15 protein-coding genes and 1 pseudogene are annotated in these 13,708 nt (G+C 67.2%); 5 read left to right on the forward strand and 11 right to left on the reverse strand.

Annotation, left to right across the window (positions count from 1 at the left end):
- Positions 1-757: pseudogene (locus ACSQ3M_RS06685) on the reverse strand (hypothetical protein); the annotation flags it as partial.
- Positions 758-1,583: 826 nt separating this feature from the next.
- On the opposite strand from ACSQ3M_RS06685, the gene ACSQ3M_RS06690 reads away from it, so the two are divergent.
- A complete protein-coding gene (locus ACSQ3M_RS06690; protein ID WP_436149303.1) occupies positions 1,584-3,308 on the forward strand; it encodes an ABC transporter ATP-binding protein in 1,725 nt (574 codons plus the stop codon).
- Between the two features lie 17 nt (positions 3,309-3,325).
- Here ACSQ3M_RS06690 and ACSQ3M_RS06695 read toward each other — a convergent pair whose 3' ends face one another.
- The 9 genes from ACSQ3M_RS06695 to ACSQ3M_RS06735 form a co-directional block, all read right to left on the reverse strand.
- On the reverse strand, positions 3,326-3,751 hold the full coding sequence (locus ACSQ3M_RS06695; RefSeq protein ID WP_436149304.1) for a nuclear transport factor 2 family protein: 426 nt from the start codon (positions 3,749-3,751) through the stop codon (positions 3,326-3,328).
- A 105-nt stretch (positions 3,752-3,856) separates the two neighbouring features.
- Entirely contained in the window at positions 3,857-4,966 is a 1,110-nt protein-coding gene (gene leuB / locus ACSQ3M_RS06700) for a 3-isopropylmalate dehydrogenase (RefSeq protein WP_436149305.1), read from the reverse strand.
- Positions 4,967-5,161: 195 nt separating this feature from the next.
- Positions 5,162-6,730 (reverse strand): GMC family oxidoreductase, encoded by a 1,569-nt coding sequence (locus ACSQ3M_RS06705; protein WP_436149306.1) that lies wholly within the window; start codon positions 6,728-6,730, stop codon positions 5,162-5,164.
- 26 nt (positions 6,731-6,756) lie between these two features.
- Positions 6,757-7,299, reverse strand: a complete 543-nt coding sequence (locus ACSQ3M_RS06710; protein WP_436149307.1) for a Twin-arginine translocation pathway signal — start codon at positions 7,297-7,299, stop codon at positions 6,757-6,759.
- Positions 7,300-7,354: 55 nt separating this feature from the next.
- A complete protein-coding gene (locus ACSQ3M_RS06715) occupies positions 7,355-7,750 on the reverse strand; it encodes a VOC family protein (RefSeq protein WP_436149308.1) in 396 nt (131 codons plus the stop codon).
- A 10-nt stretch (positions 7,751-7,760) separates the two neighbouring features.
- Complete coding sequence (locus tag ACSQ3M_RS06720) at positions 7,761-8,198, reverse strand: c-type cytochrome (protein WP_436149309.1); 438 nt, start codon at positions 8,196-8,198, stop codon at positions 7,761-7,763.
- Positions 8,199-8,304: 106 nt separating this feature from the next.
- Positions 8,305-8,634, reverse strand: coding sequence for a ribbon-helix-helix domain-containing protein (locus tag ACSQ3M_RS06725; protein ID WP_436149310.1), 330 nt, complete (start codon positions 8,632-8,634; stop codon positions 8,305-8,307).
- Between the two features lie 143 nt (positions 8,635-8,777).
- Positions 8,778-9,113, reverse strand: a complete 336-nt coding sequence (locus ACSQ3M_RS06730; protein ID WP_436149311.1) for a hypothetical protein — start codon at positions 9,111-9,113, stop codon at positions 8,778-8,780.
- Between the two features lie 161 nt (positions 9,114-9,274).
- Positions 9,275-10,456, reverse strand: coding sequence for a lytic murein transglycosylase (locus ACSQ3M_RS06735; protein WP_436149312.1), 1,182 nt, complete (start codon positions 10,454-10,456; stop codon positions 9,275-9,277).
- 146 nt (positions 10,457-10,602) lie between these two features.
- Between ACSQ3M_RS06735 and ACSQ3M_RS06740 the strand changes: the two genes are divergently transcribed.
- The 4 genes from ACSQ3M_RS06740 to ACSQ3M_RS06755 are packed head-to-tail and all read left to right on the forward strand — an operon-like array spanning position 10,603 to position 12,356.
- Entirely contained in the window at positions 10,603-10,863 is a 261-nt protein-coding gene (locus ACSQ3M_RS06740) for a SemiSWEET family sugar transporter (RefSeq protein ID WP_436149313.1), read from the forward strand.
- A gap of 40 nt (positions 10,864-10,903) precedes the next feature.
- Complete coding sequence (locus ACSQ3M_RS06745) at positions 10,904-11,260, forward strand: DMT family protein (protein ID WP_436149314.1); 357 nt, start codon at positions 10,904-10,906, stop codon at positions 11,258-11,260.
- A gap of 5 nt (positions 11,261-11,265) precedes the next feature.
- The gene (locus tag ACSQ3M_RS06750; RefSeq protein ID WP_436149315.1) at positions 11,266-12,027 is read left to right on the forward strand and encodes a class I SAM-dependent methyltransferase; all 762 of its coding nucleotides are present in this window, start codon (positions 11,266-11,268) and stop codon (positions 12,025-12,027) included.
- 26 nt (positions 12,028-12,053) lie between these two features.
- Positions 12,054-12,356 (forward strand): hypothetical protein, encoded by a 303-nt coding sequence (locus ACSQ3M_RS06755; RefSeq protein WP_436149316.1) that lies wholly within the window; start codon positions 12,054-12,056, stop codon positions 12,354-12,356.
- Positions 12,357-12,536: 180 nt separating this feature from the next.
- On the opposite strand, the gene ACSQ3M_RS06760 is transcribed toward ACSQ3M_RS06755, so the two are convergent.
- Entirely contained in the window at positions 12,537-13,655 is a 1,119-nt protein-coding gene (locus ACSQ3M_RS06760; protein ID WP_436149317.1) for a PQQ-dependent sugar dehydrogenase, read from the reverse strand.
- Positions 13,656-13,708: the final 53 nt, after the last annotated feature.

Genomic DNA, 13,708 nt, shown 5'->3' on the forward strand with positions numbered 1-13,708 from the left:
AAGCCGCGGAGCCCGTGCCCGCCGCGCCGCCCGTGCCGCCCTGGACCGTGCCGTCGACGACGAGCGTGGTCGCAAGACTGCCATTGGTGAAGAGCAGGCCGATGCCGCCGGAGCCGCCAGAGCCGCGGTGGTCGAAAACGCTGCTTCCGCCAGCCCCGCCATTGCCGCCGGTGACGGCGCCTGTGATCGTGCCCGCCGTCCCGGCGCCGGTGACGACTGCGCCATAGCCGCCGGCGCCGCCGCCGCCGCCGCCGCTGGCGCCGGTGCCATCGTTCCCCGCGCCGCCATTGCTGCCGGTGCTGACGCCAGCCGGCAGACCGGTGCCGACCGAGCCGTGAACGCCGCCCGTGCCGCCCTGGCCGGCCCCGGGATTTCCGCCAAAGCGAAAGCCCCCGGCTCCGCCCGTGACGGCGCCGGCGCCGCCGCCGCCGCCGCCGCCGAAAGTGGCGGTACCGTTGCTTCCGGCGCCGCCGGCAGCGCCGGTCGAATTGTCGCTCCCGCCCGCGCCGCCCGTGCCGTCTCCGCCGCCCCCATTGCCGCCGCTGCCGCCATTGGCAGCCGCCGGCGTGGCCAGCGCCGCGGCGAGCAGGGCGAGAATCGAGACAGCCGCGAGCCGGGCGCGACGATGCCTGACGACGGGTCGTGGGCATAGCGAACATGCGTCGTCGAGCGAGGCCGCCATAGGCCGCATCAGCGCATGGCCAAGCGCAGGCCGCGGCCCTTGCGCCGGCGAGACGCACTCCGGCGTCGGCCGCATCGGGCTCGCCTGCATTCTTCGTCTGGCTGACACGTTCCCACCCCGGCCGTGGCGCTACTTTACGTTAGGGCGCAGCCGGCGCAATGAACCGCTGTTCACATCCGATTAACGCTTCAACATGTGGCAAGGAGGCCACAATTTGGTCGGCCGCCTGCCATGCCCCCTCCTGGAAGGAGGTGCGCAGGAGGAGACTCGTGAGCCTGAACCTGGCCGCGCGGTCAGCGCTCGCGCAACTGGTCACAAGGGCCATCCCCCTGCCCTGTCCGCGCCCTACCCGTCATGGCCCGGCTTGTCCCGGCCATCCATGTCTTCCTTCGTGAAGCACGGTGTTCAAGACGTCGATACTCGCCACAAGGGCGAGCATGACGGTGGAGACAGCGGGGATAACCAGACGATCGATCCCCGCCGCCGAAACCGGGCGTATTCTCCTCCCCGTCCTGTCCGACCAAGGGGGCTGTCGCGAGGCATCGTGCGGCCGGGCGGGAGAGCGGTGTCCGTCTGAACAACCGTTGCGGGTTGGAATGGCGGAGGAGCCTCGTCCGGGCGAAGCCGGGTCTTGCCCGACCTGAAGGCGCGGCGAGGCACCTTAGAGAACCGCGCGCGGGGTTCGGGAGCGGCGTGTTCAAGCCGCTTCGACACTTCGACATCGACATTCGACATGGCGGCGAAGGCTGCCGCATCCGGACCCCGCGCACCCCTTGGGCTTGCGCTTGCCCTCAGACCCTCGCGGCAGGAGCCGGCGGGGCTTTTCGTGCGGGCTCGCCGCCCCCGCCCCGCCTCCAGCTCATGGCTCCGCGCCACACCGCGTGCTAAAGCCCCGCCCGCCATGCTGAAGCGCTTCTTCGCCTATTACCGCCCGCATCGCGGGCTCTTCCTGCTCGACTTCGGCTGCGCCGTGATCTCGGGGCTGCTCGAGCTCGGCTTTCCGATCGCGGTGAAGCTGTTCGTCGACCAGCTGCTGCCGAGCGGAAACTGGAGCCTGATCGTGCTGGCCTCGCTCGGCCTGCTGGTGATCTATCTGGTCAATGCCGGCTTGATGGTGGTGGTGACCTATTGGGGCCACATGCTCGGCATCAACATCGAGACCGAGATGCGCCGCAAGGCATTCGACCATCTGCAGAAGCTCTCCTTTGGCTGGTTCGACAACCAGAAGACCGGCCACCTCGTCGGGCGCCTGACCAAGGACCTCGAGGAGATCGGCGAGGTTGCCCATCACGGGCCGGAGGATCTGTTCATCGCCGTGATGACCTTCATCGGCGCCTTCGCGCTGATGCTGAGCGTGCATCCGCATTTGGCGCTGATCACCGCGACGATCGTGCCGCTGATCGCCTGGCTGACCAGCCGCTATGGCAGCCGGATGACAGCGAACTGGCAGAAGCTGTTCGGCAGCGTCGGCTCGTTCAACGCCCGGATCGAAGAGAATGTCGGCGGCATCCGTGTCGTCCAGGCCTTCGCCAATGAGGAGCATGAGCGCAGCCTGTTCGCAGCTGACAACCAGCGCTACCGCCGCACCAAGCTCGACGCCTACCGGCTGATGGCAGCCTCGACCTCGCTCAGCTATTTCGGCATGCGCCTGACCCAGATGGCGGTGATGATCGCCGGCGCCTATTACGTGCTGATCGGCGACCTTTCCGCCGGTGGCTTCGTCGGCTTCCTCTTGCTGGTCACAGTGTTCTTCCGGCCGATCGAGAAGATCAACTCGGTGATCGAGACCTATCCGAAGGGCATCGCCGGCTTCCGGCGCTACACGGAGTTCCTCGACACCAGGCCCGACATCGCCGACCTGCCCGGCGCCGTCGCAGTCTCCGATCTCAAGGGTGACATCGCCTATGAGAGCGTCAGCTTCGGCTATACGCCGGATCGCACCATCCTGAAGGGGATCGACCTTTCGATCCGCGCCGGCGAGACCATCGCCTTCGTCGGACCGTCAGGGGCCGGCAAGACGACGATCTGCTCGCTGCTGCCGCGCTTCTACGACGTCGAGGGCGGACGCATCACCATTGACGGAATCGATATCCGCCAGATGACGCTGGCCTCGCTGCGCGGCCAGATCGGCATCGTTCAGCAGGACGTCTTCCTCTTCGCGGGTACGCTCCGCGAGAACATCGCCTATGGCAAGCTGACGGCGAGCGAAGACGAGATCATCGAGGCTGCCAGGCGTGCCCGGCTCGACGAGATGATCGCGCGGCTGCCCGATGGCCTCGACACGGTGATCGGCGAGCGCGGCGTCAAGCTCTCGGGCGGGCAGAAGCAGCGCCTCGCCATCGCCCGCATGTTCCTGAAGAACCCGCCGATCCTGATCCTGGACGAGGCGACCTCGGCGCTCGACACCGAGACCGAGCGCGCCATCCAGGCCTCGCTCGCCGAACTGTCGAAGGGCCGCACCACGCTGGTCATCGCCCACCGGCTCGCCACGATCCAGGACGCCGACCGCATCATCGTCATCGACGAGAGCGGCGTCGCCGAGCAGGGAAGGCATCAGGACCTGGTGCAGCGGCACGGCATCTATCGGCGGCTGCACGAGGCGCAGTATGGCGGCCGGGCGAGCTGACAGGCCTGGCTAAAGGGTCAGGCCAGCGCCGCCGCGATCGCCGCAGTGTCATAGTAGAACGGCGTGCCTTCGATCAGCCGCCCGCCCTCGAAGCGCAGCACCTCCGCAAAAGGCTGGGTGATCATCCTGCCACTGTTGCGCGCCGTGAGGCGCAGGCTGCAGGCCATGAAGACCGTGTCGCCCGTCTTCGCCGCCTGCAGGCCGTCGACCGACAGATCGCTCCAGGTCTCGCGCATCGTCTTGAACAAGCGGCCGATCCCGTCGAGCCCGCGCCAATCACCGGCATAGGGCAGCGAGGCCGGCTCGTGCACGACAACCTCGGGATGGAAGGCGGTGGCGAGCAGGCCGAGATCGGCCTCCTCCTGCTGCAGGAAGCGCAGCTCGACCGCGAACATGCGTTCGAGCAGCTCCATGGCGGACAGGCCGCCGGCATCTGCATTCATCTGGAACCTCGGAGTCAACGCGGTCGGAGCGACCGCTGATGGCTCCGAGGAAGCCTGTGTCACCGGGAAACCGCCACCCGCTTCCTGTGCCGGTGGCGCTGCGCCTCAGCCGCGCGCTTCGAGCGCCTTGACGATGGCGTCCCCCATCTCGGTGGTCGAGACGGCGTTGGCGCCCGGCGCGGCGATGTCCTTGGTGCGGGTGCCGGCGCCGAGCACGTCGGCGATCGCGCCTTCGAGCCGGTCGGCCGCCTCACCGGCGCCGAACGAATAGCGCAGCGCCATGGCGAAGGAGCCGATCATCGCGATCGGGTTGGCGAGGCCCTTGCCGGCGATGTCGGGGGCAGAACCGTGCACGGGCTCGTAGAGCGCCTTGCGCTTGCCGGTCACCGGATCTTCGGCGCCGAGCGAGGCGGAGGGCAGCATGCCGAGCGAGCCGGTCAGCATCGCCGCGACGTCGGAGAGGATGTCGCCGAACAGATTGTCGGTGACGATGACGTCGTATTGCTTGGGCCAGCGCACCAGCTGCATGGCGCAGTTGTCGGCGAGCACATGCTCGAGCTCGACGTCCTTGTAGTCCCTGGCATGCTGGGCGGTGACCGTCTGCTTCCAGAGCACGCCGGTCTTCATGACGTTGTGCTTCTCGGCCGAAGAGACCTTGTTGCGGCGGGTGCGCGCCAACTCGAAGGCGACGGCGCAGATGCGCTCGATCTCACCGGTCGTGTAGAGCTGGGTGTCGACGCCGCGCTTGGAGCCGTCCTCCAGCGTGACGATCTCCTTCGGCTCGCCGAAATAGACGCCGCCGGTGAGCTCGCGCACGATCAGGATGTCGAGACCCTCGACCACTTCGGGCTTCAGCGACGAGGCCGAGGCCAGCGCCGGATAGCAGATCGCCGGACGCAGGTTGGCGAACAGGCCGAGATCCTTGCGCAGGCGCAGCAGGCCGGCCTCGGGACGGTGCTGATAGGGCACATCGGCCCATTTCGGCCCGCCGACCGCACCGAAGAGCACGGCGTCGGCGTCCTGAGCAAGCTTCATGTCGCCTTCGGAGATCGCCGCCTTGTGGGCGTCGTAGGCTATGCCACCGACGAGGCCGCGCTCGAGCGAGAACGAGCCGAGGCCCTGCTTCTCGAACCAGGAGACGATCTTCTCGACCTGTCCCATCACCTCGGGGCCGATGCCGTCACCGGGGAGCAGCAGGAGCTTGTGGTTCGCCATGGGAAAGCCTCGTCGCCTTGCGGAATGTCTCTCGCCGGCTGATTAGGGGGGCGGGAGGCGGCGCGCAAGCGTCTGAGCGGGCAGCCGAGCCAACGCTGCAGGCATGACGATGCCCGGCCGGGGAGGATGGCCGGGCATCGCATCCGGGCGGCGCGGCGAAACTCGCCATCGCGCGCCGGATGAGGGGGCGAGACCTCAGACGGTCTTCTGCGCCATCTGCTTCTCGATGTAGTCGGCTTGGCGCAGCGCCAGGGCGACGATGGTCAGCGTCGGGTTCTCGGCTCCGCCAGTGGTGAACTGGCTGCCGTCCGAGACGAACAGGTTCTTGATGTCGTGACTCTGGCCGAACTTGTTGACGACGCCGTCCTTCGCCTTCTCGGACATGCGGTTGGTGCCGAGGTTGTGGGTCGAAGGATAAGGCGTGGTCGGGAAGGTTCGCGTCGCCCCGACCGCGCCATAGATCGCCGCGCCCTGCTTGTAGGCATGGGCCCGCATGGCGAGATCGTTGGGGTGGTCGTCGAAATGGACGTTGGCGACCGGCATGCCGCCCTTGTCCTTCTTGTCGGAGAGGGTGATGCGGTTGCTCTCCTGCGGCATGTCCTCGCCGACGATCCACATCCCGGCCATGTTCTCATAGGAATCGAGCGCCGTGGTGAACTCCCGCCCCCAGGAGCCGGGATCGAGGAAGGCGGCCATGAACGGCAGGCCGATCGACAGCGTCTCCAGCTCGTAGCCGCCGACGAAGCCGCGCTTGGTGTCGTGATGCGCCTCATCCTGGACGATGCCGGCCATGGTGGTGCCGCGCCACATCCTGACCGGCTTGTCGAAGACACCGTAGACCGAGCCGGTCATGTGCCGCATGTAGTTGCGGCCGACCTGGCCGGAGGAGTTGGCGAGCCCGTCCTTGAACAGGTTCGAGGCCGAGTTGAGCAGCAGGCGCGGGCTCTCGATCGAGTTGCCGGCGACCGCGACGATCCGCGCCTTCTGGCGCTGCTGCACGCCCTTGCCGTCGAGATAGACCACGCCGGTGACCTTGCCGGAGGCGTCGTGCTCGATCTTCTGGACGAAGGATTCGGGCCTGACCTCGAGCTTGCCGGTGGCCTCGCCCTTCGGCAGCTCGGCATAGAGCGTCGACCATTTCGCGCCGGACTTGCAGCCCTGGAAGCAGAAGCCGATCTGCTGGCAGGCACCGCGGCCGTCGCGTGGCTCGGAGTTGATCGCCATCCGGCCGGTGTGAACCTGCTTGTAGCCGAGCTTCTTTGCGCCCTTCTCCAGCACCTTGAAGTTGTTGTTGCCGGGCAGGCCGGGAATGCCGTTGGTCAGCGTCACGCCCATCCGGTCCTCGGCCTTGGCGTACCAGGGCGCCATCTCGGCGAGGTCGATCGGCCAGTCGAGCAGGTTCGCGCCCTTGAGGCCGCCATAGGTGGTGCGGGCCTTGAACTCGTGCGGCTGGAAGCGCAGCGAGGCGCCGGCCCAGTGCGTGGTCGAGCCGCCGACCGCCTTGACGATCCAGGCCGGCAGGTTGGCGAAGTCGCGCGCCACCCGCCAGGAGCCCGAGGTCGTGCGCATGTCGGTCCAGGCCAGCTGCGCGAAGGAGCCCCATTCGTCGTTGAGGAAATCCTCCATCTCGTGGCGCTTGCCCGCCTCGAGGCAAACCACCTTGATGCCCTTCAGCGCGAGTTCGGTGGCGAGCGTGCCGCCGCCGGCGCCGGAGCCGACGACCACCACGACCGTATCGTCGTTCAGATCGAATGTTGCAGCCATGGCTGCCTCCTCCCGATTTTATGGTTTCAGAGCCAGGTGATGTCGCCGAAGCCGCGCGCGATGTAGCCGCCCTTGGAGGCGCTCTCGCCCTCGTAGCCGAAGGCCGGCCAGATCTCCGGCTGGTTGTAGAGCGAGACGACGAGGCCGCCGCGCACGCCTTGGAAGAACTTGCCCTTCTGGATGGCGCGCAGCAGGTTCACCCGCTGGCTCTCCCAGCCGACCTGCGCGTAAGGGAGCTTGTGCTGCTTCTGGGCGAGCGCATCGAGCTCGGCGACATTGCGCTCGGTGTCAGCCTTCGCGGCGGCATCTTTCGCCGCCTTCTCGTCATAGGGCTTCATCGCGACGGCGTAGAAGCGGTCGGCGAGGCGGTCATGCGGATAGATGTCGCGCGCCAGCTTGATCAGCGTCAGCATGGTCTCGGGCTTCAGCGCCTTGACCTCCAGCCCCCAGGCCTCGCCGGCATGGATCAGCGCGCCACCGGAAATGGCGATCGCGGCGGCGCCCGTCCCGGCGATGAAGCGGCGGCGGTCCATCGTCGCCGCTGGCGCGGCTTCGTGCAGTCTGGCCATGGTGTCCTCCCGTTTTTCCGGCGCGTTTGTCCGCTGCGCCGTTGTTGCGTGTGCGCTAGCGGTAGCGACCGTGTTTCTGGAGGACCTCGATCTTGTAGCCGTCGGGGTCCTGGATGAAGAAGAAGCGGGCGAGGAGCGCGCCGTCGCGGTGAAATTCCTTGATCGGATTGGGCGAGAGGCCGGCGGCGACAACCCGCGCATGCTCGGCGTCGAGATCCTCGACCGCGAAGGCGATGTGGCCGTAGCCGTCGGCGAGCGCGTAAGGCTCCTTGCGGTCGTGGTTGATCGTCAGCTCGACCTCGAAGTCGGCCTCGGCATTGCGCAGATAGACCAGCGTGAAGCCGTCGAAAGCGAAGCGATCGGCGACCGTCAGGCCGAAGGCTGTCTCGTAGAAGGACAGGGAGCGCTGCTCTTCCAGCACGCGGATCATCATGTGGATGGCTTTGGCCACGGGCTCGCTCCTATTTCGGCTCGGCCAGGGATTTGAGATAGGCGATCACCAGCTTGCGCCGCTCCGGATCGCGCTGGCGGTAGGCCATGCTCGTGCCCGGCCGCATCGCCGCGGCGTCCTCGATCCAGCGGTCGAGCGTCGCCTCGTCCCAGACCAAGCCGGAACTCTTCAGCGGTTCGGAGAACTTGAAATCGCCCTTCGCCGCCGCCGGCTTGCCGACGATGTCGTGCAGGTTCGGGCCCTGGCGATTGGCGCCGCCCTTCTCGGCGGTGTGGCAGACACCGCAGCTCGACAGGAACTGCGCCCTGGCCTTGGCCGGCTCGGCTTCCTGCGCAGCGAGGGGCGCAAGCGCGGCAAGGCCGCAAAATCCCAGTACCGCGATGGCGGTCGGTCGGCAGGCAGGCGCGCGACGCCAAATAGAGGCGCGATCGACGGACGCTGAAGGCAAGGCTCTCGACCTCTTCGGTTAAGGTCGAGAGAGCTTAGGAGCGCCCCGGAGAGCGCGGGTAGTATAGGACTACTACAATTCGAAAGAGTGCGAGGTCGTCCTTCCCCTACTCGGCAGCGGTGTGGAAAGCCTGCACCGCGTCGCGCCTCACCCGCTCGCAATCCTCCTCCTGGCCGCGCACGTCGGCGAGATAGGTCAGACAGGCGCAGCGCAGCAGGGAGGTGAAGTTCATCGTCTCCTCCTGGAACTCCAGCACTTCGTCATGGAGCTTGCTCAGGAAGCGGCCAAGGGTGACGCCCTGCATCAGCGCGATCTCTTCGAGGATGTCCCAGAAGGCGGCTTCGAGCCTGATCGAGGTCGCATGCCCGCCCAGGCGGATCGAGCGCGTCTGATAGGCATAGCGATCGGCGGTCTGGGCCGAGAAAATCCGGCACATGGTCACCTCCCTGATGGCGTGTGGTCGCCTTGGGGAGAGGATGGCCTTGGCGACGGCATGTGTAAACCGGCGCCGGGGAAGGTTGTCCGCACCAGCCCGGGCCCCCCGGAAGCTGCGATCCATCGTGGTCTTCGGACCACCGGTCAGCGCATGTCGATCGGATTGCTGTCGAGATAGAGCAGGAACCCGAAGACGGCGATCGTCGGCAAGGCTGCGACCGTCAACACAGCGATGGCGGCCTTGGTCCTGCCGCGACGCTTGAGCGCGAAGGCGCCGCCCGTGACAATGGCCAAGGCTGCGATCAGGCCTGCGCAGATCGCAAGCTCGACCACCATCAGGCCGTCGTAGAAGAGCATCCTGGCCGCGAGCCATCCGAGGCCGAGCGCGCCGGCGATATTGATCGACGCCAGTCCGGAAGCGAGGATTTCCGTCGCTTTACCTGTGCCGGAGGCCCGCCGTTCACGGGCACCGCGGATCAACAGTACGGCGAATGTCGCGCAGCCAGCGCCGAGAGTGATGAGGAGCGGCGATATTTCCAACCATCGTCCTCCAGCGCAAATGCCTGATTCTAAGCACGAAAGTCAGACGACAAAATCTCCGTCAGCGGCGCGGAATCGGCCACACCACCCCATCGTCCGTCCTAAACCCGCCCGCCCTTCAGCGCGCGCAGGACCTTCTCGCCCGGGCGGCCGGTCTGCGGCATGCCGATCTTGCCCTCGACATCCTTGATCGCCGCCCGCGTCAGCGCGCCGACGGCGCCGTCGGGCTCGCCGACATTGTAGCCGCGCTGGGTCAGCAGGCGCTGTAGTTCGCGGCGCTGCTCGCGCGACAGCGGCAAATCGTCGGTCGGCCATTCGCCCTGCACACCGGGGCGGCCGCGCAGGCGGTCGGACAGCAACGAGATGGCGAGCGCATAGGAGTCCGCGCCGTTATAGCTGTAGGCGGCGTCGTAGTTCTTGAAGACGAGGAAGGCCGGGCCGCTGCGGCCAGCCGGCATCAGCAATCCGGCATTGCCCGAGCCCGACAGCGCCGAGCCGTCGAACTTGACGATGCCGCGCGCCGCCCAGGACGAGACCGGCTGCTTGGGATTGCGGCCGGTGGGACCGGAGTAGCCACCGGGCACGCGCACCTCATAGCCCCATGTCGCGCCGGTGACCCAGCCGGCCTTGTCCATGAAGTTCGCGGTCGAATGCAGCGCATCGGGAATCGAATCGACGAGGTCGCGCCGGCCGTCGCCGTCGCCGTCGACCGCGAGCCTGAGATAGGTCGAGGGGATGAACTGGGTGTGGCCGAAAGCGCCGGCCCAGGAGCCGAACAGCCTGTCGGCCCTGACGTCGCCGCGCTGGATAATCTGCAGGGTGGCGAGCAACTCGCCCTTGAAGAAGGCGTTGCGGCGCGGCGCCAGGCAGGCGCCGGTCGAGAGTGCCTGGACCAGCGGCATCTTGCCCCGCGCCTTGCCGAAATCGCTTTCCACGCCCCATACGGCCGCGATCGTGTGGCGGTCGACGCCGAAGCGCTGTTCGGCCGCGGCGAGCGTCGAGGCGTGCTGGCGCATCATCGAGCGCCCCTCCGCGACCTTCTCCTCGTCGACCAGCGTGCCGAGATAATCCCAGATCGGCGTCTTGAACTCCGGCTGGTTGTTCATCGCCTCGATCACCTTCATGTCGGGCGTGACGCCCGACATAGCGCGATCGAAGGTCGCGCCGGAGACGCCCTTGGCGCCGGCGGCCGAGCGCAGCCCGGCGAGGCAGGAATCGAAATCGGCCCGGGCCGCGGTCGCGGCGGCGAGGACGAAAGGCAAGGCCAGGATCAATGCGCGCATGGGTCCACCGAATCGTAGAATTGGCGCGAATCTAGGGCGCTGCGGTTAACGGAGGTTAGCCACGCGACGCCCGGCGCGCGCAAAGCGCCGAAACCGGCTATGTCTGGTCATCATCTCGTCCCCGCGCGAATCGCCGACAGGCCCCTATGTCTACCGCCGCCACCGAAGCGCTCGGCTTCTGCGCCGCCCTGCTGACGACCTTTTGCTGGCTGCCGCAGGCCTGGCAGACGATCAAGACGCGCGACACCAGCGGCATCTCGCTGTGGACGCAGGCGCTGTTCGCCACCGGCATCGTGTTCTGGCTGATCTATGGCGTGCTGATCGCCTCCTGGCCATTGATCGGCGCCAATTCGGTCACGCTGGCGCTGGTCCTGGTTATCCTGACGATGAAGCTGCGCTACGGCTAAGCTGGACATCCCGCCGCCAACCGCCCTCCCCGGACGCCTCATGCCAGCTCTCAGCACCGCCCATTTGCTGCCGATCGGCATGCTGATCGCCTCGAACGTCTTCATGACCTTCGCCTGGTACGGCCACCTCTCCTACAAGAGCACGGCGATCTGGCTGGCGATCCTGGCGAGCTGGATGATCGCTTTGCCGGAATACATGCTCGCCGTTCCAGCCAACCGCATCGGCTCGGCCGTCTACTCGGCAGCCGAGTTGAAGACGATGCAGGAGGTGATCACGCTCTGCGTCTTCGCCGGCTTCTCGGTGTTCTGGCTGAAGGAGCAGCTCACCTGGAACCACGCCATCGGCTTCGCACTGATCGCGGCCGGCGCCTTCTTCATCTTCAACGCCAGGGCCTGAGCGCGATGGCACCCCTCCCGCATTCCGGCCACCCCGCCGTCGAGGTCTATCTCGCCGAGGGCTATGACCGCGTCGTCGGCATGTCCTCGCGCTTTGCCGCCGCGGTCTGCGCGCGCCTGCTCCGGCTGCAGACCGAAAACGGCGTCGCCGGGCCGATCGCCGAGATCGGCGCCTTCGAGGGCCGCTTCTTCATTGCCCTCGCCCATGCGCTCGAGCCCGGCGAGATCGCCCTCGGCATCGACATCTTCGAATGGCCGAATCCCGAGGTGAAGGACCGTTTCGAGGCGAACTGCTTGAAGCACGGCGTCGCCCCCGAGCGCCGCGTCACCATCAAGGCCGATGCCGGCGCGATGACGCCGGACGAACTGACCGACCATGCCCGCGGCGAGAAGCTCCGCTTCATCCATATCGACGGCGAGCATTCGCGCGCGGCGCTGAGCAAGGACCTGGCGCTCGCCACCGCCTGCCTCGCCGAAGGCGGGCTGATCGTGCTCGACGACATGCTGCACCCGGGCTACCCGACGCTGATGGTCGCGGTGCAGGACTATCTCGCAGCCAATCCGGATATCGTTCCTCTGTGCATCATCGACCGCGAGACGATTGTCGGCGCGACCAAGTTCGTGCTTTGCCAGCGCGACTGGTTCGAGCGTTATCAGGCGGTCATGCTGACGATCTTCAAGGAGCAGATCTGGCCGCTGGGAGCCGACTTCGAGCCACATTGGTGCCTCGTTCTGTCGCTCGATACGCGGCTCGCCGAGATCACCTGATTCTGCCCAGCCTGAGGACACCTGCCTTGCTAAAGCCGATGACGCTCGCCCTTTGCCTTGCCACACTATCGAGCGCAGCCCTTGCCGGACCGACCTGCTCGCCGAGCGACGAGCGCGCCCGCATCCTCGCCTCGGCCTCGCCGGGCAACCTCCATCGCGACTGGAAGGGTGGAAACCAGGTCGGCTATGGCTGGTCGCTGCAGGTCGAGCGCAGCGTGCGCGACGCCTCCGGCACCGAATACTATGTCGGCGACCTCTATGACACGCGCGGGCAGCTCACGACCCGCAAGGTCTTCGTCGTCGAGCGCGAATGGGATTGCGGGCCGTGAGCCTCGCGACTGCTCCGAGACTCCGCGGTCATTCCGGGGCAAGCCGACAGGCCTGAGCCCGGAACCCAGAGCCGATGCCTTGTCCGAAAGAATCTGTCGGCTCGCGCGCCGTCACCACGACTGACATCGGTTCTGGGTTCCGGGCTCTTTGCTACGCAAAGCCCCGGAAAGACAGCCCCTTTACCGCGCCGGCCTGACCCGGAGCACCTTGCCGTTGGAATCATCGGCGAGCAGGTAGAGATAGCCGTCCGGGCCCTGCCGGACGTCCCGAATGCGCTCGCCGAGATTGGTCAGCAGACGCTCCTCGCCGGTGACCTTCTCGCCATCGGTCGAGAGCCGCGACAGCAATTGCCCCGCGAGCGCGCCGACGAAGAGCGAATTCTTCCAGGCCGGCCATTTGTCGCCGGTGTAGAAGGCAGCGCCCGACGGCGCGATCGACGGGTCCCAGTAGAACAGCGGCTGCTCCATCCCGGACTTGTTCGTGCCGTCGCCGATCTTCACGCCGGAATAGTCGATGCCGTAGGTGATGACCGGCCAGCCATAGTTGAGGCCGGCCTTGGGCGTATTGATCTCGTCGCCGCCGCGCGCGCCGTGCTCGGCGGTCCAGAGCTGGCCGGTCTGCGGGTGCAGCGCCGCGCCCTGGACGTTGCGGTGGCCGATCGACCAGATCTCCGGCTGCCAGCCCGGCTTCTTCGGATTGCCCTCCGCCGCGCCGCCTTCCGGCCTGATGCGCAGGACCTTGCCGAGATGGTTCTCCGGGTTCTGCGCCTGGTCGCGCTGGCTGTAGCGATCGCCGACGGTGACGAAGAGCGCCCCTGCCCGGTCGAAGACCAGTCGCGAGCCGAAATGCATGTTGCTGGCGATCGTCGGCATCTGCCGGAAGATCACGCTGAGGCCTTCCAGCGCAGTGCCGTTGGCGCTGAGCCGGGCGCGGGCGACGCTGGTGCCGTTGCCGTTGGCGCGCGGCTCGGCAAAGGAGAGATAGAGGTAGCGATTCTGCGCGAAGTTCGGGTCGAGCACGACGTCGAGCAGGCCGCCCTGCCCGCGCGCCACGACATTGGGCACGCCGGAAATCGGCGCCGAGAGCTTGCCGTCGCTACCGACCAGTCGCAGCCGCCCCGGCCGCTCCGTCACCAGCATGCGCCCATCCGGCAGGAAGGCGAGGCCCCAGGGGTTCTCCAGCCCGCTCGCGACCGTCTCGACCAGGAGCTCGCCGGCGCTCGACGGATAGCGCTGCTGCGCCATGGCGGGCGCTGCCGCAAGGGCTAGAGCAAGGGCGGCAGCAAGAACCGGACGCATAGGCATCTCCTGATGATAGGTCGTCCCGGACAAGCGGCGTCAGCCGTGCCGAT

The sequence above is a fragment of the Allobosea sp. LjRoot90 genome (assembly GCF_964254315.1).
GTDB lineage: Bacteria > Pseudomonadota > Alphaproteobacteria > Rhizobiales > Beijerinckiaceae > Allobosea.

Excerpts from the sequence above, each read along its gene's own strand:
- ACSQ3M_RS06690 (WP_436149303.1), top strand. The coding sequence starts at position 1,584 with ATGCTGAAGCGCTTCTTCGCCTATTACCGCCCGCATCGCGGGCTCTTC.
- ACSQ3M_RS06695 (WP_436149304.1), bottom strand. The coding sequence starts at position 3,751 with ATGAATGCAGATGCCGGCGGCCTGTCCGCCATGGAGCTGCTCGAACGC.
- leuB (WP_436149305.1), bottom strand. The coding sequence starts at position 4,966 with ATGGCGAACCACAAGCTCCTGCTGCTCCCCGGTGACGGCATCGGCCCC.
- ACSQ3M_RS06705 (WP_436149306.1), bottom strand. The coding sequence starts at position 6,730 with ATGGCTGCAACATTCGATCTGAACGACGATACGGTCGTGGTGGTCGTC.
- ACSQ3M_RS06710 (WP_436149307.1), bottom strand. The coding sequence starts at position 7,299 with ATGGCCAGACTGCACGAAGCCGCGCCAGCGGCGACGATGGACCGCCGC.
- ACSQ3M_RS06725 (WP_436149310.1), bottom strand. The coding sequence starts at position 8,634 with ATGTGCCGGATTTTCTCGGCCCAGACCGCCGATCGCTATGCCTATCAG.
- ACSQ3M_RS06735 (WP_436149312.1), bottom strand. The coding sequence starts at position 10,456 with ATGCGCGCATTGATCCTGGCCTTGCCTTTCGTCCTCGCCGCCGCGACC.
- ACSQ3M_RS06740 (WP_436149313.1), top strand. The coding sequence starts at position 10,603 with ATGTCTACCGCCGCCACCGAAGCGCTCGGCTTCTGCGCCGCCCTGCTG.
- ACSQ3M_RS06745 (WP_436149314.1), top strand. The coding sequence starts at position 10,904 with ATGCCAGCTCTCAGCACCGCCCATTTGCTGCCGATCGGCATGCTGATC.
- ACSQ3M_RS06750 (WP_436149315.1), top strand. The coding sequence starts at position 11,266 with ATGGCACCCCTCCCGCATTCCGGCCACCCCGCCGTCGAGGTCTATCTC.
- ACSQ3M_RS06760 (WP_436149317.1), bottom strand. The coding sequence starts at position 13,655 with ATGCGTCCGGTTCTTGCTGCCGCCCTTGCTCTAGCCCTTGCGGCAGCG.